General features: G+C 64.0%; 26 protein-coding genes. 13 read left to right on the forward strand and 13 right to left on the reverse strand.

The genetic code is table 11. The annotated features are described in order from the left end of the window. Positions 1-98: 98 nt before the first annotated feature. Positions 99-1,403, reverse strand: coding sequence for a GTPase HflX (gene hflX, locus LDB05_RS02275; protein WP_226006310.1), 1,305 nt, complete (start codon positions 1,401-1,403; stop codon positions 99-101). 305 nt (positions 1,404-1,708) lie between these two features. Between hflX and LDB05_RS02280 the strand changes: the two genes are divergently transcribed. Beyond that, positions 1,709-2,026 carry an FUN14 domain-containing protein gene (locus LDB05_RS02280; RefSeq protein WP_226006311.1) on the forward strand — a complete coding sequence of 106 codons (318 nt, stop codon included), beginning with the start codon at positions 1,709-1,711 and terminating at the stop codon, positions 2,024-2,026. Between the two features lie 33 nt (positions 2,027-2,059). On the opposite strand, the gene LDB05_RS02285 is transcribed toward LDB05_RS02280, so the two are convergent. The 7 genes from LDB05_RS02285 to LDB05_RS02315 form a co-directional block, all read right to left on the reverse strand. Next, positions 2,060-2,785 (reverse strand): ribosome assembly factor SBDS, encoded by a 726-nt coding sequence (locus tag LDB05_RS02285; protein ID WP_226006312.1) that lies wholly within the window; start codon positions 2,783-2,785, stop codon positions 2,060-2,062. A gap of 199 nt (positions 2,786-2,984) precedes the next feature. Next, the gene (gene psmA, locus LDB05_RS02290) at positions 2,985-3,758 is read right to left on the reverse strand and encodes an archaeal proteasome endopeptidase complex subunit alpha (RefSeq protein ID WP_226006313.1); all 774 of its coding nucleotides are present in this window, start codon (positions 3,756-3,758) and stop codon (positions 2,985-2,987) included. A gap of 4 nt (positions 3,759-3,762) precedes the next feature. Further along, a complete protein-coding gene (locus tag LDB05_RS02295) occupies positions 3,763-4,248 on the reverse strand; it encodes an Rpp14/Pop5 family protein (RefSeq protein ID WP_226006314.1) in 486 nt (161 codons plus the stop codon). Then, entirely contained in the window at positions 4,245-4,877 is a 633-nt protein-coding gene (locus LDB05_RS02300; protein ID WP_226006315.1) for a class I SAM-dependent methyltransferase, read from the reverse strand. Before LDB05_RS02300 ends, LDB05_RS02295 begins: the two co-directional genes overlap by 4 nt. Then, positions 4,861-5,565, reverse strand: coding sequence for an RNase P subunit p30 family protein (locus LDB05_RS02305; RefSeq protein ID WP_226006316.1), 705 nt, complete (start codon positions 5,563-5,565; stop codon positions 4,861-4,863). Before LDB05_RS02305 ends, LDB05_RS02300 begins: the two co-directional genes overlap by 17 nt. A 331-nt stretch (positions 5,566-5,896) precedes the next feature. After that, the gene (tbsP, locus tag LDB05_RS02310; protein ID WP_226006317.1) at positions 5,897-6,715 is read right to left on the reverse strand and encodes a transcriptional regulator TbsP; all 819 of its coding nucleotides are present in this window, start codon (positions 6,713-6,715) and stop codon (positions 5,897-5,899) included. A 408-nt stretch (positions 6,716-7,123) separates the two neighbouring features. After that, entirely contained in the window at positions 7,124-9,307 is a 2,184-nt protein-coding gene (locus LDB05_RS02315; RefSeq protein WP_226006318.1) for a hypothetical protein, read from the reverse strand. Between the two features lie 156 nt (positions 9,308-9,463). On the opposite strand from LDB05_RS02315, the gene glyA reads away from it, so the two are divergent. From glyA to LDB05_RS02335, 4 genes are all read left to right on the forward strand, one after another. Continuing rightward, the gene (gene glyA / locus LDB05_RS02320; RefSeq protein WP_226006319.1) at positions 9,464-10,711 is read left to right on the forward strand and encodes a serine hydroxymethyltransferase; all 1,248 of its coding nucleotides are present in this window, start codon (positions 9,464-9,466) and stop codon (positions 10,709-10,711) included. Positions 10,712-10,869: 158 nt separating this feature from the next. Continuing rightward, positions 10,870-11,826: a hypothetical protein gene (locus LDB05_RS02325; protein ID WP_226006320.1), complete on the forward strand. Its 957-nt coding sequence runs from the start codon at positions 10,870-10,872 to the stop codon at positions 11,824-11,826. An 83-nt stretch (positions 11,827-11,909) separates the two neighbouring features. Continuing rightward, positions 11,910-12,722, forward strand: a complete 813-nt coding sequence (locus LDB05_RS02330) for an alpha/beta fold hydrolase (RefSeq protein WP_226006321.1) — start codon at positions 11,910-11,912, stop codon at positions 12,720-12,722. A 98-nt stretch (positions 12,723-12,820) separates the two neighbouring features. Next, complete coding sequence (locus tag LDB05_RS02335; RefSeq protein ID WP_226006322.1) at positions 12,821-13,714, forward strand: bifunctional methylenetetrahydrofolate dehydrogenase/methenyltetrahydrofolate cyclohydrolase; 894 nt, start codon at positions 12,821-12,823, stop codon at positions 13,712-13,714. Between the two features lie 80 nt (positions 13,715-13,794). Here LDB05_RS02335 and LDB05_RS02340 read toward each other — a convergent pair whose 3' ends face one another. Further along, the gene (locus tag LDB05_RS02340) at positions 13,795-14,520 is read right to left on the reverse strand and encodes a DUF7117 family protein (RefSeq protein WP_226006323.1); all 726 of its coding nucleotides are present in this window, start codon (positions 14,518-14,520) and stop codon (positions 13,795-13,797) included. A 490-nt stretch (positions 14,521-15,010) separates the two neighbouring features. On the opposite strand from LDB05_RS02340, the gene LDB05_RS02345 reads away from it, so the two are divergent. The 6 genes from LDB05_RS02345 to LDB05_RS02370 all read left to right on the forward strand — a co-directional run bounded on the left by LDB05_RS02345 (position 15,011) and on the right by LDB05_RS02370 (position 19,524). After that, the gene (locus tag LDB05_RS02345; RefSeq protein WP_007142875.1) at positions 15,011-15,157 is read left to right on the forward strand and encodes a hypothetical protein; all 147 of its coding nucleotides are present in this window, start codon (positions 15,011-15,013) and stop codon (positions 15,155-15,157) included. 467 nt (positions 15,158-15,624) lie between these two features. Then, the gene (locus LDB05_RS02350; RefSeq protein ID WP_226006324.1) at positions 15,625-15,900 is read left to right on the forward strand and encodes a PadR family transcriptional regulator; all 276 of its coding nucleotides are present in this window, start codon (positions 15,625-15,627) and stop codon (positions 15,898-15,900) included. A gap of 122 nt (positions 15,901-16,022) precedes the next feature. Beyond that, entirely contained in the window at positions 16,023-17,324 is a 1,302-nt protein-coding gene (locus tag LDB05_RS02355; RefSeq protein ID WP_226006325.1) for an MgtC/SapB family protein, read from the forward strand. Between the two features lie 57 nt (positions 17,325-17,381). Continuing rightward, positions 17,382-18,746: an aminotransferase class III-fold pyridoxal phosphate-dependent enzyme gene (locus LDB05_RS02360; protein WP_226006326.1), complete on the forward strand. Its 1,365-nt coding sequence runs from the start codon at positions 17,382-17,384 to the stop codon at positions 18,744-18,746. 101 nt (positions 18,747-18,847) lie between these two features. Further along, positions 18,848-19,096 (forward strand): AbrB/MazE/SpoVT family DNA-binding domain-containing protein, encoded by a 249-nt coding sequence (locus tag LDB05_RS02365; RefSeq protein ID WP_226006327.1) that lies wholly within the window; start codon positions 18,848-18,850, stop codon positions 19,094-19,096. Beyond that, complete coding sequence (locus tag LDB05_RS02370; RefSeq protein ID WP_226006328.1) at positions 19,096-19,524, forward strand: type II toxin-antitoxin system VapC family toxin; 429 nt, start codon at positions 19,096-19,098, stop codon at positions 19,522-19,524. The genes LDB05_RS02365 and LDB05_RS02370 overlap by 1 nt, the downstream gene beginning before the upstream one ends. Positions 19,525-19,550: 26 nt before the next feature. Here the strand turns inward: LDB05_RS02370 and purD are convergent, their stop codons facing one another. The 4 genes from purD to LDB05_RS02390 form a co-directional block, all read right to left on the reverse strand. Beyond that, the gene (purD, locus tag LDB05_RS02375) at positions 19,551-20,843 is read right to left on the reverse strand and encodes a phosphoribosylamine--glycine ligase (RefSeq protein WP_226006329.1); all 1,293 of its coding nucleotides are present in this window, start codon (positions 20,841-20,843) and stop codon (positions 19,551-19,553) included. A gap of 144 nt (positions 20,844-20,987) precedes the next feature. Further along, the gene (locus LDB05_RS02380) at positions 20,988-21,809 is read right to left on the reverse strand and encodes a twin-arginine translocation signal domain-containing protein (RefSeq protein ID WP_226006330.1); all 822 of its coding nucleotides are present in this window, start codon (positions 21,807-21,809) and stop codon (positions 20,988-20,990) included. A gap of 126 nt (positions 21,810-21,935) precedes the next feature. After that, on the reverse strand, positions 21,936-22,550 hold the full coding sequence (locus LDB05_RS02385) for a DUF2238 domain-containing protein (protein ID WP_226006331.1): 615 nt from the start codon (positions 22,548-22,550) through the stop codon (positions 21,936-21,938). Next, positions 22,547-23,134, reverse strand: coding sequence for a hypothetical protein (locus tag LDB05_RS02390; protein ID WP_226006332.1), 588 nt, complete (start codon positions 23,132-23,134; stop codon positions 22,547-22,549). Before LDB05_RS02390 ends, LDB05_RS02385 begins: the two co-directional genes overlap by 4 nt. A 174-nt stretch (positions 23,135-23,308) precedes the next feature. Between LDB05_RS02390 and thyA the strand changes: the two genes are divergently transcribed. After that, positions 23,309-24,325 (forward strand): thymidylate synthase, encoded by a 1,017-nt coding sequence (thyA, locus tag LDB05_RS02395; RefSeq protein ID WP_226006333.1) that lies wholly within the window; start codon positions 23,309-23,311, stop codon positions 24,323-24,325. After that, positions 24,322-24,891, forward strand: coding sequence for a dihydrofolate reductase (locus tag LDB05_RS02400; protein ID WP_226006334.1), 570 nt, complete (start codon positions 24,322-24,324; stop codon positions 24,889-24,891). Before thyA ends, LDB05_RS02400 begins: the two co-directional genes overlap by 4 nt. Positions 24,892-25,074 lie beyond the last annotated feature (183 nt).

Here is a 25,074-nt window from a genome sequence, read left to right on the forward strand (position 1 = left end):
GGTCAACAATTTATAAGTGAGGGTCGGGACGGCGATCGCACTTGCGGCGCGGTCCAGAATCGATGGATACTGACTACTCGACCGAACCGGCTGGTCCGCTACGATGCCGATTCCGCGGCCGTCGTCCGCAACTCGCTCGCGCGCGAGCGCGCCTGTGAGATGACCGCCGGTCGGGCCTCGAAGGAGACGACGACGTCCTCGTCGCCGTAGGTGACGTCGTCGACGTTCGCGTTGTCGTGGATCCACGAGACGACGCTCATCGTGTCGTCGGTCATCGGAAGCATCAGCCGCTCTTCTTCCCAGTCGGGCAGTTCGTCGTCGATCCGCTCGAGCAGGCGGTCGACGTTGAGTCCGTCCTTGGCGCTGACCGCGACCGGGTTCGGCGCGAGCGACGAGAGGGCCTCGCGCTTCTCCGCGAGGTCCTCGTCGCTGACCTGATCGATCTTGTTCAGGACCGTCACGATCGGTGCCTCGTTGCGCTCGTAGAGCGTGTCGTGAGAGGTGACTAGCTTCTCGTGGATCTCGTCGACCGGCTCGCTGACGTCGACCACGAGCAAGACCAGATCCGCCCGGTAGACCGAATCCAGCGTCGACTTGAACGACTCGACCAGCCAGTGGGGAAGGTCGCTGATGAACCCGACGGTGTCGGTCACCAGCACGTCCCGCCGATCGATCGCCGCACGCCGGGTCGTCGTCCCCAGCGTCGTGAACAGCTTGTCCTGGGACTCGGCCGTCGGGTCCAGATCGGGGTGGAGCTCCTCGTTCTCCTCGACCTCGAGGTCGGTCGCGAGCTGGCGCAACAGCGTCGACTTGCCCGCGTTGGTGTAGCCGGCCAGCGCGACGAGATCGAACCCCGAATCGCGCCGGCGCTCCCGGCGATGTTGTTCGGTCTGCTCGATCCGCTCGAGTTCGTCGTTGATCCGGCTGATCTGGGCCTTGATGTCACGCTCGCGGCTCTCGTCGTACTCACCGAGGCCCATGAAGCCGGGGTGTTCCTCGCGTTTGGCGAGGCTCGTTTTCGCCTCCGCGCGGGGCAGTTCGTACCGGAGTTCGGCCAACTCGACCTGGAGCTGGGCCTTCCGCGTCTGGGCGCGCTGGCCGAATATCTCGAGGATCAGCGTGAACCGGTCGATAACCTCGACGCCCGACGGGAAGAGCTGGCCGAGGTTGTACGTCTGGTACGGACCGAGCCGGTTGTCGAAGATGACGGTCGTCGCCTCAGTCTCCTCGACGAGTTCGGCGACCTCCTCGGCTTTCCCCTCTCCGATCTGGAGGGCCGGATCGGCACGTCTGGACTGCGTGACCTCGCCGACGACGGTGTATCCCGCTGCGCGAGCCAGATCGCGGATCTCGCTCGTGTCGGCCGTCCCTGAATCGACGCGTTTGACGACTATCGTGTTCATGCGAGTGGCTGTGTGTATCCCGGGCGCGGACGGCCGTGGTCCGAGCGGTGTCGCTGGTCGACCGTGTGATTCCTCGCTCGCACACGCCGGTTCCACTGGTATCGCGGGCGCTGCCGCGTAGACCGGACTACGTCAACGATGCCGGTCGCGCACCTCCGTTGGACGCACGTGATTCATACGCATCCGTACGCGGTGAACCGTCTTGAATCCCGCGCCCGCCACCGCCTTCGGATTCACTCGGGGACCGCTCCTGAGACGCATCCGACCGCAACAGTCATAAGAACTGACTCGATAGGGATCGTATAATGATAGATCTCGACCCAACGACTCTCGGTATGGAGTTCGGGGGCGGCGCGGCCATCGGCGGCCTCATCGGGTTCGCCACGAAGAAGCTCGCGAAGCTCCTCGCGGTCATCGTCGGGGTCCAGCTGATGGTCTTTCGCTACCTCGAGTCGCAGGGAATCCTCATCGTCGACTGGAACCGGCTGTCCGCGGGCCTGCTGAAAACGCAAGCGCGCGCACAGGACGCGGCGGACATCAGCTGGATTCAGTCGATGATCTCGACGCTGTCGATCGGTGCGGGCTTCACCGGCGGTTTTCTGATCGGATTCAAGCGCGGATAGCGACGACAGCCGGTCCAGCGGCGCGCGATTCCGCTATCGCGTCTTCAGATCGTCTTTGTCCTTCACGATCTCTGTCTCCGCGTTACCGCTGGTGTGTTCGTTGACCGTGTCGTAAAACTCGTTTTGGAGCCCCGCTGGGAACGTGAGCACGCCGATCCACGAGCCGTCGTTTTGCCACTCCTCGCGCTCGAGATCGCCGAACTGTCGGATCTTCGCCTGTGCGCTGCCCGCGTGATCGGCGGGCACCTGCACGGCGACGGTGACCTCCTCGAACCGGATCGGGATCACCGGCCGCAACGCGTCCAGCGCGTCGTCGACCTGCTCCTGAACCGGTTCCATCGGATCGACAGTGAAGCCGGCCTCCTCCAGGGCGTTCTCGATCCGCTCGGGAGGATGCGGCGCGTTGTCCATCTGCGGATTGACCGCGTTGCGCGTGATGGTATCGATCAGCTGCTTGCGCTTTTGCTCTTGCATCTCGCGGCGCTGATCGGCCGTGATCTGTATCTCCCCCTGTTTGATCACTTCGGGGATGATCTCGAGGGGTTCCGTCGTGTCGAAGACCTTCTCGAGATCGGCCTCCGCCGGCCGATCACCGCGAGAGGCGTCCTCGAAGACGTCCTCGGCGGCGATCACGTCCTCGAGGTCGCCGTCGAACTCGTCGCGTTTGATCTCCAGCGCCGCGTCCGGATCTACGAGCACTTCGAAGCGCGCCCCGTGTGACTCGAGTCGCGCCGTCACTGCCTCGTCAAGCGAAATCATACGTGACGATTCCTCCGCCAATGAAAAGAGTGTTTCCCGACCCGATCCGCTGATCGGGCTCAATGTCCAGTGTGTCGTGTCGGACTGTGACCGATCGTTACCTCACCGAGCCGCCTGCCGATCGTGATATGCGGTTTGCTGTGGGATTTCGTGGCGAGCGTGGGAAAACGGCCGTCGGAGCGCGGAATCGACGCCTCGATTACTCGGACGGTTCGTCGTCGGCTTCGTCCTCGTCCTCGCCCGTATCGAGGAGGTCGTTCTCCTCGAGATGAGACTGGATCCGGTCGCGGTCGAACTGTTCGAAGGATTCGGTTTCGACGTCGACGGTCGCCAGCCCCACTTCGTTGGGGAGCAGGGAACCGTCGTTGACGGACGCGAGCGCGTCGAGGGCGAGCTGGATGCCGCCGTCGAGGTCGGCCTCGTCGTCGTAGTTCTCCTCGAGGTAGGTCTGGAGTTCGCCGCGGTCGGAGCCGACGGCGAGCGCCTTCCACTCGTAGGGCGTCCCCGAGGGGTCGGTCTCGAACAGGCGCGGTTCGCCGTTGTCGATGCCGCCGACGATCAGCGCGACGCCGAACGGTCGGGCGCCGCCGACCTGGGTGTACTGCTGGATGTGGTCGGTGACTTCCTTGGTCAGCGTCTCGACGCCGATCGGTTCGCCGTAACGTAGCTGGTTGACCTGCGTCTGGCGGCGCGCGAAGTCGATCAGCTGGCGGGCGTCAGCGACGTGGCCCGCGCTGGCGATCCCGACGTGGTCGTCGGCCTTGTGGATCTTCTCGACGCTCGAGTCCTCGAGGAGCGGTGACGGAACTCGCTTGTCGACGGCGAGGACGACGCCGTCGTTCGTTCGGACACCGATACTCGCCGTGCCTCGTTTGACCGCCTCGCGAGCGTACTCGACCTGGTAGAGTCGGCCGTCGGGCGAGAAGATCGTGATGCCGCGGTCGTATGCCTGCTGTTGTTGTTGTCCCTGCATAGTATCACACTAAATCGTAATCGAGGTCTGTCGCGCCCACGAACGCATCATCGAGTCGCACGTCCCCAACGCCGTCCCGCAGGACGGCGACTCGCTCTTCGTTCCCGAACACGACGTTTCTCTCTCCCGAATCTTGCCCGTCGCGTCCTAAATAGTTTTCTTCAGCGGCCCGGATCGTGCCACTGATACCGCGGACCCGAAGGCCGACCGCAGCACCGTCGATCTCGTCGATACAGGCGAGGGCCGCGCGTGCCGGCTCGGTCTCTCCGCGGCGGGCTTTGACGAGCGCCTCCCCCCGTCCGTCGGCGAACCCGAACCGAACGACCGACAGCTCGGCGTCAGCACTGCCCGGATCGCCGAGCAAGTTCTGGCCCGCGTACCACAGCTCCCGCTGAAAGGATCGTCTTCCGATTCGCTCGTCCGGCCACGTCTCGAGTTCGACCGCGAGATAACGCCAGCGCGGACGGAGGTGCTTCGGGAGGTGTTTCATTCCTCCCCGGCCGCGTCGTCCGCGGTCGAACTTCGCTCCGCGACCAGCACGCCGACCTGGTCGTGGACGCGCTCGACCGCCGTCAGCGAGAAGCCGGCGTCGGTAAAGGCGTCCGCGAGTTCCCCGACGGTCGCCGGATCGTCGACCTCGGGCGAGTAAAACGGCTCGTCCGGGTTGGGCTCTCCGAAGAACATCACGTCCCCGAGGACGAATTTCCGGGGCTCGAGATCGGCGATGACGGCGATCGCCTCGCGCTTTTCCTCGTCCGAGAGGTGGTGCAGGGCGAAGTTCGAGGTGACCACGTCGACCGGGCCGTCGTAGTTCGGCTCCCGGAAACTGCCGGTATCGAACGACAGGTTCTCGAGTCCCGCGTCCGCGGCTTTCCGTTCGGCTTCCTCGAGCATGCCCTCGCTGATGTCCCGGCCGACGACGCGTGTCGCGTCGGGGGCGAGCGCGAGCGCGATCGCGCCGGTTCCTGTCGCAAGGTCGAGGACGACGTCGTCGGGTTCGGGAGCGGCGTGTTCCACGACGAGGTTCGCACAGGCGTGGTACTCGTCGGACTTCGAGTCGTCGTACTCGCCGGCCTTCTCGTCGAAGCGGGCGGCGTGTTCCTCAAGGCTCTTCTTCATATCTCCCCCGTTCGACCCCCGGCTCAATGAACGACTCGGAGTCGACGTGTCGATTTCGCTCGGCCAGCCGTCCCCACTCTGCGAGACCCTCCTCGACGAACTCGCCGGAAAAACCGATCTGCTCGCCGAGCGCTTTCAGTTCCCGGGGAGCCCGCAACTCGAGGTGCGAGGTCGGCTCGGCGCTCACGACGTAGGGCGCGTCGTAGTGATCGACGATCTCCCGGAGCTTTCGCAGCGATTGCAGGATGCGGACGCGGCGACCGCCGCTCTCTCGCAGCACGCCCGAGAGGTCGAACTCGAGGCGAACGCCGTTCTCGACGGCGGCTTTCGCCAGGACGTGATTGACGTCCCCGTTCCCTGTCATCGGGTGGGCGAGCACGTCGACCTTCGCCTGTTCGACGGCGAAGCGATTCAGCGCCGTCGTCCCCCCGTGGATCCCGACGATCGTCTCCGACGTTCGGTAGTTCCCCACCGACCCGCTCGCCTGCTGGGGATCGTCGGCCCGGATCTCCACTCCCTCGACGACGTCGATCCCGTACTCCTCGCGGATCGCTTCGGGGTCGTACGCTGCTCGAGCGTCGGCGTGATTGCGCACGACCACGCCCTCGTACCCGTAGTCGGCCGCCGTCTTCGCGAGCCTGGCGACCGTGCTCTGTCCGTCGGGATGGGCGTGGACGGCCTCGTACATATTTGACCCGTCTCACGGCGTCGACTTGGGGTTTGCGCCATAGAAACCGAACAGCGAATCAATCGTAGAACGCTGTGGCCGGGACCGCGCCCGAACGAACTGTGAGGGCGCGGGACCCGGGGGAGGGCAGGCGCTTACCCGTAATCTACCGCGAGCGAACGAAGTGAGCGAGCGGCCTTTTTTGGTCAAGATTTTTTGCGCGAGTGGTGAACGAAGTGAACCCGAGCGGAAAAAGGTCGGTGCGAGTGCTTTTGATCAACCTTTTACCGAGGGACATCGCGAGCGAAGCGCTGAGCGCTTCGCTCGCGATAGACTGCAGAGTAAAAGGTTGTTAGTTGAGAATCGACTGTGCAACCGTCGCGAGCTGGCCGTTGTCGGCCTCGCTGAGGCGGTCGTCGCCGATTTTCAGGCGGAGCCGCGGACGACCGACGTCGATGGGAACCTTCTCGGTGTCGATCAGGCCCATGTCCTCGAGCTTGGTCTTCGTGCGGGAGAACGTCGCCTTGGAGGCGATCCCGACGTCCTCGCCCCATTTGCTGATGTCGTAGAGCAGGGCCTCGTTCTTGGCTGCCACGAGCAGCGAGATGGTCACTTCGTCGAGGCCGTCGCCGTCGCCGCGAGCGGTCTCGAGCGAGTTGAGGATGGCGGTGAAGTCTTCCTCGGCGGCGGGACTGATCTCGTCGGAGAGGGTTTCGCGGACGTTCGTGATCGGCGGCGTCCGGAGGTTGAAGTCGGCGGCGTCCTCCCAGCGACCGGCGTACGTGTCGTAGGTGTCCTCGACGAAGCTGTCGTCGTCGGTAATGAGTCCGCCGACGCGGTCGCCAGCGTGGACGAGTGCGATGACGCGGTCCTCGCTGACGAGCAGCGAGTTCTCGGGTGCCTCGTCGAGGGTTCGCAGCGAAAGCGCACCCTCGCTGATGAGGTCGGCGGCGTTCGAGGCGACGATGAAATCGTCCATGACGTCTTTCAGCGTCCGCTCGTCGGCGAGCATGTGTACCGACGGCAGGTCCCCGTCGAACGCGGTCGCGACGGAAACGAACTCTTCGATGGCGTCCCGCGACGGGTTAACCATGTACACGTCACCGCTCGCATCCTCGAGGACGGACTCGAGGATATCGTCAATCTGGTGGTTTAGTAAATTCGAGGTCATGCCTATACAGAAGTAATCGAGAGCAGCCTACTTAATTTTGGTGGCCGTTTGCACACCAGAACTTCTCCTCTCGGGCCTGTACCGGTAATTTTTGTCCCATAATTCATTAGTTCGCCGATGAATGATGGCTATCACTTACATGCCTCGACGAACGTTGAACGCCACTGTCGGTAATTCGATCAATCGCCGCGGCGTATGACGATCGTCTGACTGGTATCCGCATCACCAATATCTATATATTGGAAGCGTGTTAGTCGGTATCGTATGGGTGTTCGACATGTACGACCGTGGTGGGTCGTTCAGGAGCTGGTCGACGGAGCGCGAACGATGCTAGAGACCGATCGTCCGACGGGGCGGTTTCCCGCACGAGCGAAGCGCGTCAGTACGTACGGCGGGCCGTAAACGTAGTCAGCGTTCGAACTGGCGACTCAGTTCTTTCGACCAGTAGATATCCCCGTCGTAGATCACCGACGCCGCCGTTTCGTCGAGCATGGTTGCGAGCGCCGACTCCGTGAGGGTGAAACTCGATTCGTTCCCGCAGAGGTGGGCGTACTCGTTACCGTCGGTGTGGGGGAAATAGTACGAGCCGGTCACCCGCGTGGAGTAACAATCGAGCGTCAGCAGGTACCGGCGTTCGCCATCGGCTTCGTCGAGTTCCTCGAGTTTCGCAGTCGTCGGAAGCTGGTTTTCACCCTGAACGAGCGAGTGGGTGCCGTCTCCGACGACGGCGTAGTCTTTGCCCATCATGATTCGCCTGCGGGCGAGTCCCATCGCCCGCTCGATGCTGAAGCCGTGGACCAGCAGTTTGGCGAACGTCGATCCGACTTTGACCGCGTGGTCGTTCAGGACTTTCGTGAACGTCACGGCACCGGCGACGATCCCCTTTTCGATCAACTGCATCCCTTCGTAATAGGAGCCACAGGCGTTGAGGAAGAACGTCTGTGCGTTGCACCGGTCGAGACTCGAGGTCGCGAGCGTCCCGTCGGGACACCGGAGTCCACTGGTCTCGCAGTGGCCGATATAGTGCACGAAATCGTGATCGTCCTCGAAGATCCTGGCAAGTGCATCGGTTTCGAGGGACTCCGCGACGGTCACGTCCATGGAGAGGTCCTCCGATCGCTGGCGGTATATTTCGGCGACGTCGTCGTGTTCGCCGGCCATCTCGGGATCGTTCAGCACGACGCAGATCGAGGTCGAATCGCTCGCCCGCTCGAGGAAGTCGAGTCGGTTGTGGTAGGCCTCGGGTGCGGATTTGAAGACGTCGATCGGAACGCCGTCCGCGAGCCAGCCGTGCGCTCGGCCGCCCCGGAGTTCGGGTTTGACGATGTCCACCGAGGCGACCTGTCCGGTGCTGGCCCTGTAGGAACCGATCGGTCCTCCGCTACTGGCGCCCGTTCGGGGATTGGTTCCGGCTCCGGCCCCTGCGCCGGGAACGGGTCCCTGACCCCGATAGAAGTCCTCGAGGGAGCGTTCGACCAGTTCCTGCCCCTCGAGTTCGGAGGTTCGAGGGGTGTAAATCATACTCAACCGATCGAGCAGGAACGGCAGCGTTTCGACGCTGTCGTAGGTCGGCGTCACGTACGTCGACAGGTGCCACTCCGGGAGGCGGTGTTTGATCGCCGCGTACGGGATGTCGAGATACGTAGCGAGTCGATCCTGCAGCGAGGCGTGGTACAGCGCTTCTGCATCGAGCCCGAGGGCATCCAGCAGGCTGCGCTCCGAAAGGTTCGTTCCGTAGGGGCCGACGTTACGCACCAGGCAGTCCAGGAAGAACGTCTTCCGGAGCAGCCGCTCGACGTCGCGCTCCAGCTCGGGCATCGGTGAAAGCTCCTTCTCGATCGCGTGATCGAGCAGTCGGAGTCGTGGCCGGGTGCGATCCGACCTGGGTCGGTTCCCGAGCACTTCCTCCGTCGTCCGCACCGTCGCCTGCACGTAGTACGCCAGCGGCGCAGTCGTGAACAACGACTCGTAGTCCGGCGGGACGACCAGTTCGATCCCGTTATCGGGAGTGTCGGACCGGATGTATTCCGGGACCTCGAGGGAATCGCCGTGCTCGATCAGCGAGGGATGGCCACGGAGGGTCGGGTACGACCGGTCCGGTCCGTCGGTTTTGTGCGAGGCGGCCATGTGGGTGACGGCCTCGGCGATCGCCGACGGGGAGTCGGGGACGGTGATGGTGCCGGCGGGGAACTCGTGGCGGCACCGGACGCCGAGGATAACGCGAGTTCGGTCGGGAAAGGAGACGATGATCGACTCGTAGTCGTCGGTCTTCTGAATCGTTGCACCGCCGGAAAATCGGAGATAGGCCTTGATCTCCGTGTCGACGTCGACGACGTACTCGCCGGGAGACAGCGTGAGTGGGTCCCCGCTGGGGTCGAGTTCGTACTGGTCCTCGAGACCGAGCGAGAACGCGTAGACGACCGCGTGCGGGAACCGGAGCTCGTCCGTCGTCAGGACGATCGTATCGTCGACCGGACGCGAGATGTCGACGCCGGAGTCGTCGACGACGAGTTCGTCACCGTTGACCGTTAGCTCGGCGTTGTCCGCGTCGGTGACGTGGAGGGTGTCGCCGTCTACCGCCCACTCTATCATTCGGTTGGCTGAATGTCACTGAGACAAGTTAGTTGTATCGGGCTGAGATGAATTTCCTGGGAAGCCACGTTCGACCGGAACGGATTCCCGACCAGGTAGTGGCTCGACTTGCCGGGGAAGGGTACACTTATACAGCCGCCAGACCGCATTTCGGATATGAACCACGATACGGTTCGGGACGTCGATCCCGCCGTCGCAGACGCCCTCGAGGGCGAGGTAGACCGCCAGCGAGAGACGCTACAGATGATCGCCAGCGAGAACCACGCCAGCGAGGCCGTCATCGACGCGCAGGGGAGCGCGCTGACGAACAAGTACGCCGAGGGCTACCCGGGCGAGCGATACTACGGCGGCTGCGAGTACGCCGACGAGGTCGAAGGCCTCGCGATCGACCGCGCGACGGAACTGTTCGGTGCCGAGCACGTCAACGTCCAGCCCCACGCGGGGACACAGGCCAATCAGGCAGTCTACTTCGCGATGCTCGAGCCAGGCGACAAGATCCTCTCCCTGGACCTGAACCACGGCGGCCACCTCAGTCACGGCCATCCGGCGAACTTCACGGGGCAGCTCTACGAGGTCGAACAGTACGAAGTCGACCCCGAAACGGGCTACATCGACTACGACGATCTCGCGGATCACGCCGCCGAGTTCGACCCCGACATCATCGTCTCGGGGTACTCCGCCTACCCGCGCGAGATCGAGTGGGAACGTGTTCAGGCCGCCGCCGACGACGTCGACGCGTTCCACCTCGCGGACATCGCCCACATCACCGGCCTCGTCGCCGCCGGCGTCCACCCCTCGCCGGTCGGCATCGCCGACTTCGTCACCGGTTCGACCCACAAGACGATCCGTGCCGGTCGCGGCGGGATCGTCATGTGCGACGAGGAGTACGCCGACGACATCGACGCGGCGGTCTTCCCCGGCGGACAGGGCGGCCCGCTCATGCACAACATCGCCGGCAAGGCCGTCGGCTTCAAGGAAGCCCTCGAGCCCGAGTTCGAGGACTACGCCGAGCAGACGGTCGCGAACGCGAAAGCGCTCGGCGAGTCCCTCTCGGAGAACGGTCTCTCGCTCGTCTCCGAGGGCACGGACAACCATCTGGTTCTCGTCGACCTCCGCGAGAGCCATCCGGACACCTCAGGCGGCGACGCCGAAGAGGCGCTCGAGGAAGCCGGCATCGTCCTCAACGGGAACACGGTGCCCGGCGAGACGCGCTCGCCGTTCAATCCGAGCGGTATTCGCGCCGGGACGCCGGCGCTGACCACGCGCGGTTTCGACGAGGACGACTGCCGGACGGTCGGCGACCTGATCGCTCGCGTCGTCGACGCTCCCGAGGACGAGGCCGTCCTCGAGGACGTCCGTTCGGAGGTTGCGACGCTGTGTGAGGAGAACCCGCTGTACGAGTAACGTCCTCCCCGCGCCGAAGCGCGAGGATTCTCGATTCGACTGTTTCTCTCTACGCCCCACCGAGAGCCGGAGGCGTATCGGCCCTGTTCTCGTTCGGGGGAGCGGTCCCTGTCACTCGCCGGCACGCGGTTTTTCAACAGAGTCACCGTACCGCCGCCATGTCCACACGCCCGACGGGGACGATTCTGGACGGCGATCGGTTGCTCGCGCTCCGAGAGACGACGGCGACGACGGCCTCGGCGCTAGCGGTCGAAGTGACGCCAGTGGCCGACCACATGGGTGCCTCGAGGGGCGACCACATCGACTGGGACGTCGACGACTACGAGGACGAGCCGATGCTCGTGTTTACCGGAATCGAGGACGCGGCCACCGCCGACGCGCCGTATCCTCGGCAACTCCGCGAGGAGAACGGCGAGGTCGTGGCACCGGTTCCGGACCCGCTGGTTCGTGCCGAGCCGCCCGCGGGACTCGGCCTCGAGATCGAGGCGTACGACGCCGACGACCCGTTGCTGTTCGACGCCATCACCGCCGGCGAAACGATCGGGCTCGTTCCAGTCCGGTTCGACGAGGGTCGGACGTATCGCGCCGAACCGCTACCGGGAGTCGCGGACGACAGCGACCCCGTCGCGGAGGAAGTCATCGACCACGAAGACCGCGGCGATCCGACACCCCGTCCCGAGACGATGAGTGCACCCATCGATCCGGAGGTGTTCGAGTCGACCCTCGCGGAGCCCGACCACGATGTCAGCGAAACCGACGTCGTCGGAGTCCTCGAGGCGATCGAGCGCCTCGATCTCGTCGGGACGGGTGACCACGTCGCTGGCGTCCCGCCGCTCTCCGCCGATCACCGGGCAGTCTGCCTCCTCGAGGACGACGTCTGGACGGATCGGTTGGGCCCCGAACTCGAAGCGAACGACGTCGACGTCGATCCCGACGCACTGGCCGTCGCGCGGACGGTTCACGAGCGCCAGGCCAGCGCGCTCATCGACGCGGCAGGCGCGACCGAGTATCGGGGGCTCGAGGACGAGTACGCACCGGTAGTGACCGATGCGCGCGACACCGCCGAGTGGGACGTTTCGGAACCGGGTACCGCCGATCGAAGCGAGACGAACTGATTCGTCAGGGGGTATCGGTCGCCGCTTCTCGTGTCGTTCCAGATGACGTAGCTTTTTCTACATGTATTACGTTATCTCTTGCCATGACTGAGAGTCCGACAAGCGACATGTATCGAGCCAGACCCGATGCGCTGACGACCGACGTCGGTGACGGGCAGCCGATCGTCTTCGCTCACGGGACGCTGATGGACCGAACGATGTTCGCACCGCAACTCGAGGCCCTGAAAGACGAGTACCGAGCCATAGCATATGATCTACGCGCGCGTACGGACCGATACGCGCCGGGCTACGATCTGCGGGATCTGGCCGACGACTGCGATGCGCTGTTGGACGGAATCGGCGAGGACAGCGCCGTCATCGCCGGGATGTCGATGGGCGGGTTCATGGGCCTTCGGTTCGCGCTCGAGTACCCCGAGCGCGTCGACGGGCTCGTCTTGATCGACTCGATGGCAGCGCCGCACACCGCTGAAGAGCAGGAGGTCTACGGCGAGCTCGTCGAGCCGCTCGAGGGGTCGACCGATTCGAACCCACGGGACCTGGCGGAAGGCGTGACGGGGTACCTCTTCGGCGAGACGACCCGCGAGGAGAACCCCGAACTGGTCGAGGCGTGGGTCGACCGCTGGGCGACCTATCCCGGCGCGGCGGTCTACAACGAGTTGCACTCCTGGCTCGACCGGCCGGACGTGACCGATCGGCTCTCGGAGATCGACGTTCCGGTCCTGATCGTCCACGGCGAGGAGGATCCCTCGATCGATCCCTCGAGAGCCGAGCCGATGCTCGATGAACTCCCCGACGCCGAGATGGAACTGATTCCCGAGGCCGGTCACACGTCGAACCTCGAAAATCCGGAACCCGCCACCGACGCGATCAGATCGTTCCTCGACGAGCGATTCTGAGATGGCATGTCCACGAACGTGTATATTCTGGCCAGATATGGCGCTGTTCTGAGCACGAACCCGGGGATTAATGAGCCTCGCGGCCGCCCACTCGAGTAATGACAGAGATCATCGACGGCAACGCCGTCGCGAGCGAGATTCGCGACGATCTGACGGACGCGATCGAGACGCTGGCCGACGCGGGTTCGCGACCGGGACTGGCGACCGTGCTCATGGGCGACGACCCCGCGAGCCAGACCTACGTGAACATGAAACAGCGCGACTGCGAGGAGGTCGGCATCGAGAGCCACCACGTCGACGTCGACGGCGATGCCCCGCCCGAGGAGCTGTACGATGCGATCGCGGACCTCAACGAGGACCCCGAGGTTCACGGATACATCGTCCAGGCCCCGGTCCCGGACCACGTCGACTACCGCGACGTGATCCGGCGGATCGACCCGATCAAAGACGTCGACGGGTTCCACCCCGAGAACGTCGGTCGGCTCGTCGCCGGCGACGCCCGGTTCCGGCCCTGCACTCCTCACGGCGTACAGAAACTGCTCGAGTCGGCGGACATCGAAACGGAGGGCAAGGACGTGACCATCGTCGGCCGTTCGGATATCGTCGGCAAGCCGCTCGCCAATCTGCTGATCCAGAAAGCCGACGACGGCAACGCGACGGTGACCGTCTGTCACTCGCGGACCGACGACCTCGCAGCGAAGACCCGGAGCGCGGACATCGTCGTCGCCGCCGCTGGCGTCCCGGAACTCGTCGACGGCTCGATGCTCTCGGTCGGGACGGTCGTCATCGACGTGGGCGTCAACCGCGTCGACGCCGACACCGACAAGGGCTACGAACTCGTCGGCGACGTCGAGTTCGAGAGCGCGAAAGAGAAAGCGAGCGCGATCACCCCCGTCCCCGGCGGCGTCGGCCCGATGACGCGCGCGATGTTGCTTTACAACACGGTCAAGGCCGCGAGCCTGCAGGAAGACGTCGACGTCGAGCTTCCCTGAACTCCAACCGGAAACGCGTTCGCAAGTCGTCTCTGCGGATAGTTTTGCAGTCGGTCGTCCAAATCGCTCGTTCGATTCCGTCAGTCGATCGACCCGAATTCGAGCGCGTCAAGCCGTTCCTCGGCCTGGGAAAGTGCGACCTCGTCGCCGCGCAATCCGTTCGCCAGGTCGCGGGTCGCGCCGACGAGTCGCTCTGCGACCCGCGGGTCGACGTCGCCGTCGAGCATTCGAATCCGTTTGACGTGCTCACCGAGGGTCTCGAGGGCGGTCCGTTCGCTCGCGGTCAGTTCCCTGTCTTCCGTCCAGGTCCGGACGTCGCGGCGGTACTCCCGAACTGCGTTCGCGTACGCGAGTCCGCGAGCGGCCCGGAGCGATTTCGGAACCTCCTCCACGGGGGGTCGCGTGCCTCCGTCGGCGTCTCGGAGCAGGGAGAGGAAGTAGAGCTCCTCACGCTCCTCGAGCGTGATTTCGCGGGCGACGATGTCCGCAACGTGGAGCAGTTCGATCGCGGCGAGGTAGTCGTCGTCGAGTTCGCGGAGGCTGCCGGCGTTGACGAACCCTCGGCGGCGTACGTACTCGCGACACCGGTCTCGGGCCCGTTCGGCGAGGTCGTCGGTCGACGTCTCGTCGATCGCGTTTCGGACGGGGGTGAGATCGAACGCGACCTCGAGATCGGTGTGTTCGGTGCGTTCGTCGACGCCGACGCTTCGGAGGCTGCCACAGGCCGGACATCCGACGCTCCCGGTCTCGTAGTACGACCAGCGCGTCCCACACTCCTTGCATTCGCGCTCACCCCGGATCTTCATGGACGTCGCTACGGTCGGGACACCAAAAGTCCCACCGGACCCATTACGCGGTAGTGACGGATCGCGGTCGGTCCACGGAGTGATTCTCACGACGGCTCGAGTTAGCCGTGCGATCTGAGAGCTGCTGTCCCCTTTCTCGAGACACATCCCGCCCTGTGAAGATGCGAGCACGGTGACAATCATCGATCGTTCGGCGTCGTTCAATACAGTATTATCGGGTAGTTAGCGCAGGCCACGTCGGAAAACGAGAGCGACGGATAACTCACGATCGGTTCCTGCAGGCCGAGTTCCGTCTTGGATCGCTCTTCCCAGACGACCACACGGAACCGGTGCTTCGTCGGTGTTCGACTGCCGGACGACCATTGAGAATCGTTTCAGGACCGAAACTCCGTCCTTCCCGACGGAAACGGAGCGCGAGGTCCCCCACTCCCGGGCACCACCGACCGTCAGCGTGACGGCTTTTTTGCGTCCCCGGCCGAAAGTCACCGGTATGCGCGACGAAGAAGAAATCCGAGAGCAGTACGAATTCCTCAAAGAACACCTGGAGAGCGACGAGATGCGACACGACGGCGTCGAGGAGATGTTCACGTACTACAAGCGCGCGATCGGGTGGGTACTCGAGGAAGAACACATCTGATCGCGGCCGAGCGTAGCGGGGCCACTTCTCGTCGGCCACTACTCCACACCGTGTCGTTACATTTAAGTACTCTCCACAGCATCGTCCACGTGACGCTTCGCTTGGAGGGCCGAAGCGTCAGCGGGGACCAATTCAGGGCGGCAAGCGATCGCGTGACACTTTTCCGTCACGCGATCTGCTTTCCTGTTTCGATACCACCACTCTCGCAGTGTCGACAGCGTCGCTGTATTATTTATATCTCAGAAGTCATTAATCCATCGTACAGATATATAATAGTACCGAAATACAATTCATGAACAGTAAACATGAATTGCTCATTATGTGTGGTTTAGCGGTCGATTCGTCACGGGTGTTATGAATCCACCGAGCTGAAAACGAGACTGCTCACTGGTAATAGGCCCCTTTCGGTCGTAACAACCCGATAGCCTTATTAAAATTCGACAGTAAGTAAGATTGGTACTTTCCCAATGTACGACCTGACAGGATTTCAGCGTGACTTGCTCTACGTCATCGCTGGCGAGGACGAACCCCACGGACTGGCGATCAAAGAGGAACTCGAACAGTATTACGAGAAAGAGATCCACCACGGACGACTCTATCCCAACCTCGACACCCTCGTCGACAAGGGACTCGTCGAAAAGGGCCGGCGCGACCGTCGGACGAACTTCTACACGCTCACCCGCCGCGGCCGCCGCGAACTCGAGGCACGCCGCGATTGGGAGACACAGTACGTCGATCTGTAGCTTTCGGACGTCGTTCGATTCCGTCAGGGGTCGCTCCGTTCCACCGAGTGGCTACGCTACCGGTCCCTTCATAGCTCGGCGCCGGCGCGTCGCTTATGTACGGTCGTGGCAAACGATCAGCAGTGAGTGAGGTCGTACTGCAGATCGCCGACGCGCCCCTCGAGGAGACGGTCGTCCGACTCGCACTGGCAAGCGCGCTTGGAATGTTCCTCGGACTCGAGCGCGAGTGGTCCCAGAAGTCCGCCGGGATCCGGACATTTTCGCTGATCAGCCTGCTCGGTGCGGTCTTTACCGTCCTCGTTCTCGAGAGCGATATCGGCGAGGGGCTCCTCGTTCTGGGCGGAGTGCTCGTCGTCGTCCAGGGCATCTTGCTCGCCGTGCAGGGGCTCACCGAGGACGATCCGGCCGATACCGGCCTCTCGTTGACGACGTCGGTGTCGATGCTCGTCGCCTACGGCATCGGCGTGCTCGTGGCCGTCGGATTCATCCTCGAGGGCGTCACCGTCGCCGTTCTCTCGTCGCTGCTGTTGGTGCTCAAACGGGAGCTCCACGAGTTCGCCTGGGGCCTCTCTCGACAGGAGATGCGCTCGACCACGGAGTTCGCCATTCTCGCCTTCGTCATTTACCCGATCCTCCCGGCCAGATACGAGTTCGACATCGCCGGTATCACCATCCCGCTCGAGCCCCAGGTCATCTGGCTGATGGTCGTTGCCGTGGCGGGGATCGGAATCGTAAACTACGCGATCGTCTCGACCTACGGCGGCCGCGGCATCGCGATCACCGGCTTTTTCGGCGGCCTGGCCTCCTCGACGGCCGTCGTCGGGACGATGCTCGATCACGTCAACCAGCGGCCCGAAGCGGCTTCCTACGCCGTCGCCGCGATCCTGCTCGCGAACGCCGCCATGGCGGCCCGGAACCTCGCGATCGCGGTCGGATTCACGGCGGGCGGTGGCACCGACATCCTGGTCGAAGCGATCGTCCCGCTGGGTACCGTCATCTTGCTGGCCTTCGCGGTCGCGGCCCTCACGGCAGACTGGAGCGAATCCGGGCCGATGGAACTCGAGAGCCCGTTCTCGCTCAAGAACGCCCTCGCCTTCGGGGCCGTCTTCCTCGCCGTCCTCGTCTTCGGATCGCTGGCCGAGACGTGGTTCGGGACGCTCGGCTTCTACGCGACCGCCGTGGCCAGCGGGTTCGTCTCGAGCGCCGGTGCAACCACGTCCGCGGTCGTCCTCTATCGCGGCGGCCAGCTGGGGGCACCGGAGGCGACGATCGCGATCTTGCTCGCGACGGTCTCGAGCATCGTCGTCAAGGCGCTGCTGGCGGCGACGTCGACGAACGACGGGTTCCGGAACCGGATCGCGGCCTACAGCACGGTTTTACTGGTCGGTGGCGGATTGGCCGCCGCAGTCATCGTCGTCGTGTAGAGCCGGTTTGGCGGGCCGAACACATTACTTTTATTTAACGGTTGGCGTAGATATTGTATGGACCGAGCAACGGTCGAACCGCAGGTCGACTCGATCCCCGGCGAACGCGCCAGCGAGTGGGTCCAGTACCACCACCAGTTCGCCGCGCCGAGCACGTACGTCTACGAGTTCGTCTGGGACGCGGGCGGCGAGGCGGTCGGCCCGTTCTGTACCGACGTCGACGGTAACGTCCTGTTGGACTTCACGAGTCACGTCGCGGCCGCGCCGCTCGGCTACAACAACCCGACGATACGGGAGAAGCTCCGCGAATTCGACGTCGTCGACCCACTGAAGATCGCGGGACAGGATTTCTACGTCAGCGGCGGCGGCTCGCCCACCGACCCCGACTTCCCCGGTCCGACGCAGCTGATGGACCGGTTGATCGCGATGACCGATCACTACGACATGGACCGGGTGTTCCTCTCGAATTCGGGTGCGGAAGCGGTCGAGAACGCGATCAAGATCTGCTACGCCGCCGGCGGTCACCGCGCGTTCACTTTCGATGGCGCCTTCCACGGCCGGACGTTGGGTGCGCTCTCACTCAACCGTTCGAAAGCCGTCCATCGAAGCGGCTTCCCGGAAATTCCGGGCGTCGTCAGCGTTCCCTATCCCGCCACTGACGAAGAGTACGAGACCCGATGGCGAACGGACGGCCCCGGCGGCAACGTCGTCGCGGACGCGCTCCACCCCGAACGCGGCGTCGTCCACCCCGACGAAGTCGCCTACCTCATCCTCGAGCCGATCCAGGGCGAGGGCGGCTACCGGGTCGCCCACCCCGAGTTCGCCCGCGACCTCGAGGCGCTCCGCGATCGGTACGGCCTCCGGATCGTCGCCGACGAGATCCAGTCCGGACTGGGGCGCACGGGCGAGCTGTGGGCCGTCGATCACCTCGATCTCACGCCGGACGTCATCACCAGCGCGAAAGGGCTCCGCGTCGGCGCGACGATCTCCCGCTCGGACGTGTTTCCCGAGCAAACGGGCCGGCTCTCCTCGACGTGGGGGGCAGGCGATCTCATCGCCGCCATGCAGGGCGTGCTCACGATCGATACCATCCACGAGGAGAACCTGCTCGCGAACGTCCGCGAACGAGGCGAACAGTTGCGGATGCACCTCGAGGACGCCATTGACGATGGTAACGCGCCCGGTATGATCGACGTCCGCGGCCGCGGACTGATGCTCGCCGTCGAGTTCGATACGAAAGAGCGCCGCGACGCAGTCCTCGAGAGTGCGTTCCACCGCGGCCTACTGACCCTCGGGTGTGGCTACAAGACGCTTCGGTTGCTGCCGCCGTTGGACGTGACCGAACGGGAGATCGAACTGGGGACGAGGCTGTTGCTCGAGTCGATCGCGGACGTGGAGCGAGAGTTGCAAAAAGCGCCCTGATTGCTCCTCGTTCGATCGGACGACGATCGTCTGCGAGAAGGGTACGCCGTTCCGCAAATTAGGCGGCAAATTATTTCACAGCGGAGTACGTACCGTCGAATATGTCACACCGGGTCGAGGACGAAACGACGGTAAACGACAGCTATTCGGTAACGGTTCCGGCAGCGGTCCGGCGTGAACTCGACATCGAAGCGGGGGACAAAATCCGCTGGTGTGTCGACGAAGGCGGTTCCCTCTCCGTCGAAGTCGTCACGCAACGGTACGGTGCGTTTTCCGAACTGGAGCCGGTCGATATCGGTGACGAGACGAACGCGGCCGACGACCACGACCTCATCGCCGGTGACTCGTGATGGGCCGTGCTGTCGTCGATGCGAACGTCCTCATCGCGGCTCGGTTATCACGCGATCAGAATCACGACCGCGGTGTTGCTATCTCGGAAGCGTTCGATCGAGGCGACCTTCCGACCGCATACGTTCTGAGTGACGTCCTCGAAGAGATCATCAATTACCTCCAAGCGAGGAGTACTCACGATGTCGCCGTTCGGACACTCGATGCGCTCATCGAGAGCAGTGGGTTCGAAATCATCCACACGCCGAAACGCGATATCGATAGTGGACGGTCGCTGTTCCGGAAATACGACTCGCTTTCACTGACGGATGCCGTCATCGCAGCTTCGATGCAACGGCGAGAACTCGAGTATCTCTACTCGTTCGACGACGGGTTCGATGCCGTCGACGGCATCAGTCGGATGACGACGGTGGCCAATCCGTTCGAGTAGTCCGTTATTCGGAGAGGGAGTAACTGTTACTCCCCGCGAAGCTCGTTCATGTGGTCGATTCGACGCTGAATGAGATCGGCTTTCCCGATGTCGTGGCGGACGCGCAGCCCCTCTTCGCCGGCGACTGCGAGCGCGTCTTCCGCGATTTCCTCGGCCTCGGTTATCGAGTCGGCGACGCCGACCAGCGCGAACGATCGGGAGGTAGTCGTGTAGATGCCGTCGTCGCGTTCGTCCACGCTGGCGTAGTACAACAGCGCGTCACCGGCGCTTTCCTCGTCGACCTGAACCTTCGCCCCGGCTTCGGGATCGGTCGGGTACCCCTCCGGTACGGCGTACTTGCAGACCGTCGCCTGGGTAGCGAAGTCGAGTTCCGGCAGCGACTCGCCGTCGCGAGCGGCGGTGAGCACGTCGAGGAAGTCGGTCTCGAGCACGGGAAGCGTGTTCATCGCCTCGGGGTCGCCAAAGCGGGCGTTGAACTCGACGACGCGCGGGCCGGTGGTGGTCAGCATGAACTGGCCGTAGAGGATGCCCCGGTAGTCGTCGAGGGCGTCGACGGTCGCCTCGATGATCGAGACGGCCTCGTCGTACTCCGCTTCCATCATGAACGGCAGTTCGTCGGTCGCGTCGGAGTAGCTGCCCATGCCGCCGGTGTTGGGCCCCTCGTCGCCCTCGTAAGCGCGCTTGTGGTCCTGCACCGCCGGCGCGGTTCGGAACTCGCCGTTGGCGACGAACGCCTGGACCGTGAACTCCTCGCCGATCAGCCGCTCCTCGAGGACGATCCGGTCGTAGTCGGAATCGCGGATGTACTCCTTGCCTTCCTCGGCGGTGACCTGATCGCCGATGACCTTCACGCCCTTGCCGCCGGTGAGGCCGACGGGCTTGATCGCGAGATCGCCGTCGTACTCGTCGATAAAGTCACACGCGGCTTCCATGTCGTCGAACGTTTCGAAGTCCGGACAGCCCGGAATGTCGTTTTCCTGCATAAACTCCCGCTGGAAGGCTTTGTCCGTCTCGATTCGGGCCTCCGCTTCCTTCGGACCGAACGGGTACACACCCGCGGCCTCGAGCGCGTCCGCGACGCCGGCCTCGAGATACGCTTCGGGGCCGATGACGGCGATGGTCGCGTCGACTTCCTCGGCGTAGTCGACGACGGCCTCCGATTCGGTCGTCTCGAGCGTTTCGAACCCGGACGCGATGCGGGCGATGCCGGGATTTCGGTTACCGGCACAGGCGTACAGGTCGGCCTCGCTGTCCTCGAGCGCGCGGGCGATGGCGTGCTCGCGGCCGCCACCCCCGATCAACAGAACGTTCTCTCGCATGGTCGAAAGCGGAACGCACGAACCTGTAAGCGTTGCTCTTTCCTCGGCTGGAAGTATCCACGACCGTGGATACATTTTCGACCACTCGGTCGACGACGTCCACCGAGTCGGCGGCCGGAACGCTCTCGGACCGACGAAAACCGACTACCGTTGGAGGAATTCGTCGTCGAAGGTGAGGCTCCCCTCGTCGACGGGCGTGAACTCGGCGGCGACCAGGTTACCCGCCGGATCGAAGATTTCGGCCTCGTCTCGCATCGCGTACAGCCGGTCGACCTCCGTTTGCGCGCCCTCCTGGGGGAAGAAGAGGAACCGCTGGTTCGTACCGAGGTACTGGGCGTGGACGGTGTTGTAGTCGGTGAACAGGCCGCTCTGTTCGATGTCCTGCGGGATCCAGCCCTGTGGCCCCGAGGTGATTTCGAACAGGGCCTTCGAGTAGAAGTCATCGGGACGAACGGCCGCTTCACCGCCGGCCCCCTCCAGGATCTCGAAGTCCTCCCCCTCCTCGATCTGGAAGGGGAGATCGGCGTCGGTGAGCGGTCGATACTGGACGCGAAGGAGGTTTTCAACCGCCAGCGCGTCGTCGGCCCGGTCCGACAATCTGTCGTCGAACACGTACACCTCTCCTTCCGTGACGGCGGTGTCCGCCGGAACGAAGAGATACCCCTGATCGTTGGTGTTGAAATGCTCGATGACGCGCGCGTCGTAATTTTGCAGCACGTCCAGGTCGCCCACGACGGGGGAGTCTTCCAGCGGCGGTGAGACGACCCGAAAGACGGCACCCGAAAAGTACGCCGCTCGAGTCGCGATTCCCTCCCGAAATTCCCCGTTCGTACCCCCGTTCTCGTTCTGTGCCGTCGCTTCCCCTCCCGCGACGCTCCCGGTCGCACCGAGTCCCAGCGCGGCCGAGGCGACTGTGCTCCGCTTCACGAACCGGCGCCGTGACTGCTGGATCGGCTGGTCAGTCATGGTGAATCGAGTGTCCCTCTCGGGTATGGGGCCGTTTGCTCCAGTACAGGATAGTACTCGTGCTGGCTCTTGCAGCCGTTCGGCAGCGGTACCGCGCGACCAGTGGTCTGAAGACCGCGACGGCGGCTACCCGTTCGAATCGGAGCGCAGTCGCTGCCTGAAAAAGCCCACGAGTTCGCCGACGGCTCCCGTCCCCCAGACCGCTACGATCACCGCACCGACGGCGTTGAACACGAAGTCGGTAACGATGTCGTCGATCCCGTAGACGGTGACGAGTCCGCCGAAGGCGAACTCCAGTACCTCCCAGAAGACCCCGACTGCCAGGACGAACACGACGATGAATACCGACCGAAATTTCGGCGGCACGTCGATCTCGTCGGAGTGGAGTTCGAACGCCCGGAACGAAGCGTATCCCAGCCCTGCGATCACGCTCGCCGAAACCGTGTGCGTGATCTCGTCGTACCACTGAAACCACTCGTAGAGACCGAGCGACCCGACGGTGTGGAGGACGACCGCCCCCGTGATCCAGAGGGTGAGGCCGGCGTCCATCGAGTACCCGTACTCCCGGCGCAACGCTGCCGGCAACAGCGTGATACCGAGCGCGAGACCCGCCGTAACGGCTATGCTGTACCGGCCCGTCGCCGCTCCGTATCCGACGAGCCCGAGAAGGACGAGCTGCAGCGCGCGCACGATACCCCGTTCCTGGGAATCCGACAGCGCAAGCGTCTCGCCGAGTCTCATGGTGACCTCGAGTCGCTCGTCGGTCGACCGACGGCACCGACGGGTTCGAACCGGACGAAGTACCACTGGAAGATCCCGCCCAGAACGAGTCCGACTGCGGTGACGATGACGAAGTCCCACTGGAGTTCGGTCTGCGATCGCAGGAATTCGGTCCCGAGCCACTGGTCCGAGTAGAACTGGGCGACCGTCCAGAGCGCCTGCAGCGCGACCGTCGTCAGGACCGCGAAGACGACCGCGAACCGATGGCTCAGTTCGACCGACGTGAACGCAATGAGCTCGACGACGACGATGATTGCGAGCGTCGCGATCGCGAGATACGCCGTCGCTTCGAGCGGAAAGCCGACCACTCTGGCGACGACTGCGATCGCGGCGACCGACAGGAGCGGCCAGGAAACCATCGCCGTCCAGTCGCGGGTCGCCAGCGCCGGTATCGATGCGACGGCCACGACAATCAGTTCGAAGGCACCCCATAGCGGGACGTCCCGCAGCAGACCGTCGATCCCGTCGAGCGCGACGATCCCGAGCAGTACCCATCCGATGACGGCGTTCGTCCGCTCGTCGTGGACGAGTCCCTCGAGCGTCACTACCTGCTAGGACGGTACGGCGACACAAAAATCCGAACCACGCTTTCAGCGGAGACGAGCCGGCACCGTCCCTCTCAATCGCGGAGATCGACCGCGTCGATCGCACGTCCGTCTCGACCGGTTCGGTCCCCGGACCGATACCGATAAATTCGCACGGTTTGAACGTCACGCTCAATGCGACAGTACCTCGAGCTCGTCGACACGGTCCTCTCGACGGGGACGCACAAGCCCAACCGGACCGGCGTCGACACCATTTCGTCGTTCAGCGAGCACTACGAGGTCGACTTACAGGAGGGGTACCCCCTGCTCACGACCAAGGAGATGGACGGCTATCGCTGGAACTCGATGCTTCACGAGGTCTGCTGGTATCTCTCCGGCGAGGAACACATCCGCGATCTCCGCGAGGAGACCAAGATCTGGGACGCCTGGGCCGACGACAAGGGGCGGCTGGATACGGCGTACGGCCGCTTCTGGCGACGGTTTCCGGTTCCGGAAGACGACGCCCGACTCGAGGGCGAGTCCTGGCCGGACGAGAGCCACCAGTGGGTGACCGAGGAGGCGGACGGCCGGCGGACCTTCGACCAACTGCAATACGTGATCGATACGCTCTCGGACTCCCCGAACTCCCGGCGGCTCGTGGTCAACGCGTGGCATCCGGCCAACGCGGCCGTCTCGACGCTGCCGCCCTGTCACTACTCGTTCGTCTTCAACGTGCAAGGCGACCGGCTGAACTGCCATCTCACGCAGCGGTCGGGCGACACTGCCCTCGGCATCCCGTTCAACATTGCGGCCTACGCGCTTCTGACGAAGGTCATCGCCCAGCAGACAGGCTTCGAGCCCGGAACCTTCGCTCATACCGTCGTCGACACGCACGTCTACTGCGGCCGCGGCGCGCGCGGGGACTGGTACGCGGAGAACCTCGAGGCCCTCCAATCCAGACTGGCCGACGCCGACGAGAAGGGAGACTATCTGGACATCAAGGCGTGGCTCGAGTCCGAAGCGCCGCCCGAGGCTGCGGGCGACCAACGACTCGATCACGTCCCCGGCCTGCTCGAGCAGCTCTCGCGGGAGCCACTGGACCGCCCGACGCTCGAGGTGGCGGACGTCTCGATCGACGAACTGGAATACGAGGATGTCGAGCTTCGAGACTACGAGTCCCACGACGGGATCGAGTTCTCGGTGGCCGAATGAGCGAGGATCGGGACGCGCCGAGGGACGCGACGCGAGCACTCGAGACCGACCGCGAGCTCGTCGCGATCGTCGCCGTCGCGGACAACGGCGTCATCGGGCGGGACGGCGACATGCCCTGGCACATTCCGGCCGACCTCCAGCATTTCAAGGTGACGACGATGGACCACCCGGTCATCATGGGCCGGGTGACCTACGAGGGGATCCTCGAGATGCTGGGCGGGCCGCTGCCCGGCCGGACGACTGTCGTGCTAACGAGCCGAGACCTCGAGACGCCCGAGAACGCCGTGGTGGCACACGGACTCGAGGACGCCCTCGAAGCGGCCGAGACGGCTGCGCGGGAGCGCCACGACGACGCCGACCGAATCTTCGTCGCCGGCGGGGCGACGGTCTACGAGCAGTTCCTGCCCGCAGTCGATCGATTGATCGTGACCGAAATCCACGAGGAGCCCGACGGTGACACCTCTTTCCCCAACTGGGACCGCGAGGAGTGGCGCGAACTCGAGCGGGACGACCGCGACGGGTTCGCGTTCGTGGAGTACGAACGGGAGACTGATCCAGTACGATAACTACTCGCCGGGCCGTCGCAATGAGCGAATAGAGTCCGCTTTCGTTTGTGACGTATCACGCTGTTGCTTCCGGAGGCAACTCGATATACCGTCGGTTACTGCCTCAAATATCTACTTTCCTCGACCATCGAACGCCGTGTCGCGTTCCGATATGGGAACCAGCAGATATCGGATTCGTGGGGC

Origin of the sequence: Natrinema salinisoli (assembly GCF_020405205.1) — an archaeon.
In the GTDB taxonomy this organism is placed as follows: Archaea; Halobacteriota; Halobacteria; order Halobacteriales; family Natrialbaceae; genus Natrinema; species Natrinema salinisoli.

Coding starts and splice junctions, on each gene's coding strand:
- hflX (WP_226006310.1), bottom strand. CDS start 1,403: ATGAACACGATAGTCGTCAAACGCGTCGATTCAGGGACGGCCGACACG.
- LDB05_RS02280 (WP_226006311.1), top strand. CDS start 1,709: ATGATAGATCTCGACCCAACGACTCTCGGTATGGAGTTCGGGGGCGGC.
- LDB05_RS02285 (WP_226006312.1), bottom strand. CDS start 2,785: ATGATTTCGCTTGACGAGGCAGTGACGGCGCGACTCGAGTCACACGGG.
- psmA (WP_226006313.1), bottom strand. CDS start 3,758: ATGCAGGGACAACAACAACAGCAGGCATACGACCGCGGCATCACGATC.
- LDB05_RS02295 (WP_226006314.1), bottom strand. CDS start 4,248: ATGAAACACCTCCCGAAGCACCTCCGTCCGCGCTGGCGTTATCTCGCG.
- LDB05_RS02300 (WP_226006315.1), bottom strand. CDS start 4,877: ATGAAGAAGAGCCTTGAGGAACACGCCGCCCGCTTCGACGAGAAGGCC.
- LDB05_RS02305 (WP_226006316.1), bottom strand. CDS start 5,565: ATGTACGAGGCCGTCCACGCCCATCCCGACGGACAGAGCACGGTCGCC.
- tbsP (WP_226006317.1), bottom strand. CDS start 6,715: ATGACCTCGAATTTACTAAACCACCAGATTGACGATATCCTCGAGTCC.
- LDB05_RS02315 (WP_226006318.1), bottom strand. CDS start 9,307: ATGATAGAGTGGGCGGTAGACGGCGACACCCTCCACGTCACCGACGCG.
- glyA (WP_226006319.1), top strand. CDS start 9,464: ATGAACCACGATACGGTTCGGGACGTCGATCCCGCCGTCGCAGACGCC.
- LDB05_RS02325 (WP_226006320.1), top strand. CDS start 10,870: ATGTCCACACGCCCGACGGGGACGATTCTGGACGGCGATCGGTTGCTC.
- LDB05_RS02330 (WP_226006321.1), top strand. CDS start 11,910: ATGACTGAGAGTCCGACAAGCGACATGTATCGAGCCAGACCCGATGCG.
- LDB05_RS02335 (WP_226006322.1), top strand. CDS start 12,821: ATGACAGAGATCATCGACGGCAACGCCGTCGCGAGCGAGATTCGCGAC.
- LDB05_RS02340 (WP_226006323.1), bottom strand. CDS start 14,520: ATGAAGATCCGGGGTGAGCGCGAATGCAAGGAGTGTGGGACGCGCTGG.
- LDB05_RS02345 (WP_007142875.1), top strand. CDS start 15,011: ATGCGCGACGAAGAAGAAATCCGAGAGCAGTACGAATTCCTCAAAGAA.
- LDB05_RS02350 (WP_226006324.1), top strand. CDS start 15,625: ATGTACGACCTGACAGGATTTCAGCGTGACTTGCTCTACGTCATCGCT.
- LDB05_RS02360 (WP_226006326.1), top strand. CDS start 17,382: ATGGACCGAGCAACGGTCGAACCGCAGGTCGACTCGATCCCCGGCGAA.
- LDB05_RS02365 (WP_226006327.1), top strand. CDS start 18,848: ATGTCACACCGGGTCGAGGACGAAACGACGGTAAACGACAGCTATTCG.
- LDB05_RS02370 (WP_226006328.1), top strand. CDS start 19,096: ATGGGCCGTGCTGTCGTCGATGCGAACGTCCTCATCGCGGCTCGGTTA.
- purD (WP_226006329.1), bottom strand. CDS start 20,843: ATGCGAGAGAACGTTCTGTTGATCGGGGGTGGCGGCCGCGAGCACGCC.
- LDB05_RS02380 (WP_226006330.1), bottom strand. CDS start 21,809: ATGACTGACCAGCCGATCCAGCAGTCACGGCGCCGGTTCGTGAAGCGG.
- LDB05_RS02385 (WP_226006331.1), bottom strand. CDS start 22,550: ATGAGACTCGGCGAGACGCTTGCGCTGTCGGATTCCCAGGAACGGGGT.
- thyA (WP_226006333.1), top strand. CDS start 23,309: ATGCGACAGTACCTCGAGCTCGTCGACACGGTCCTCTCGACGGGGACG.
- LDB05_RS02400 (WP_226006334.1), top strand. CDS start 24,322: ATGAGCGAGGATCGGGACGCGCCGAGGGACGCGACGCGAGCACTCGAG.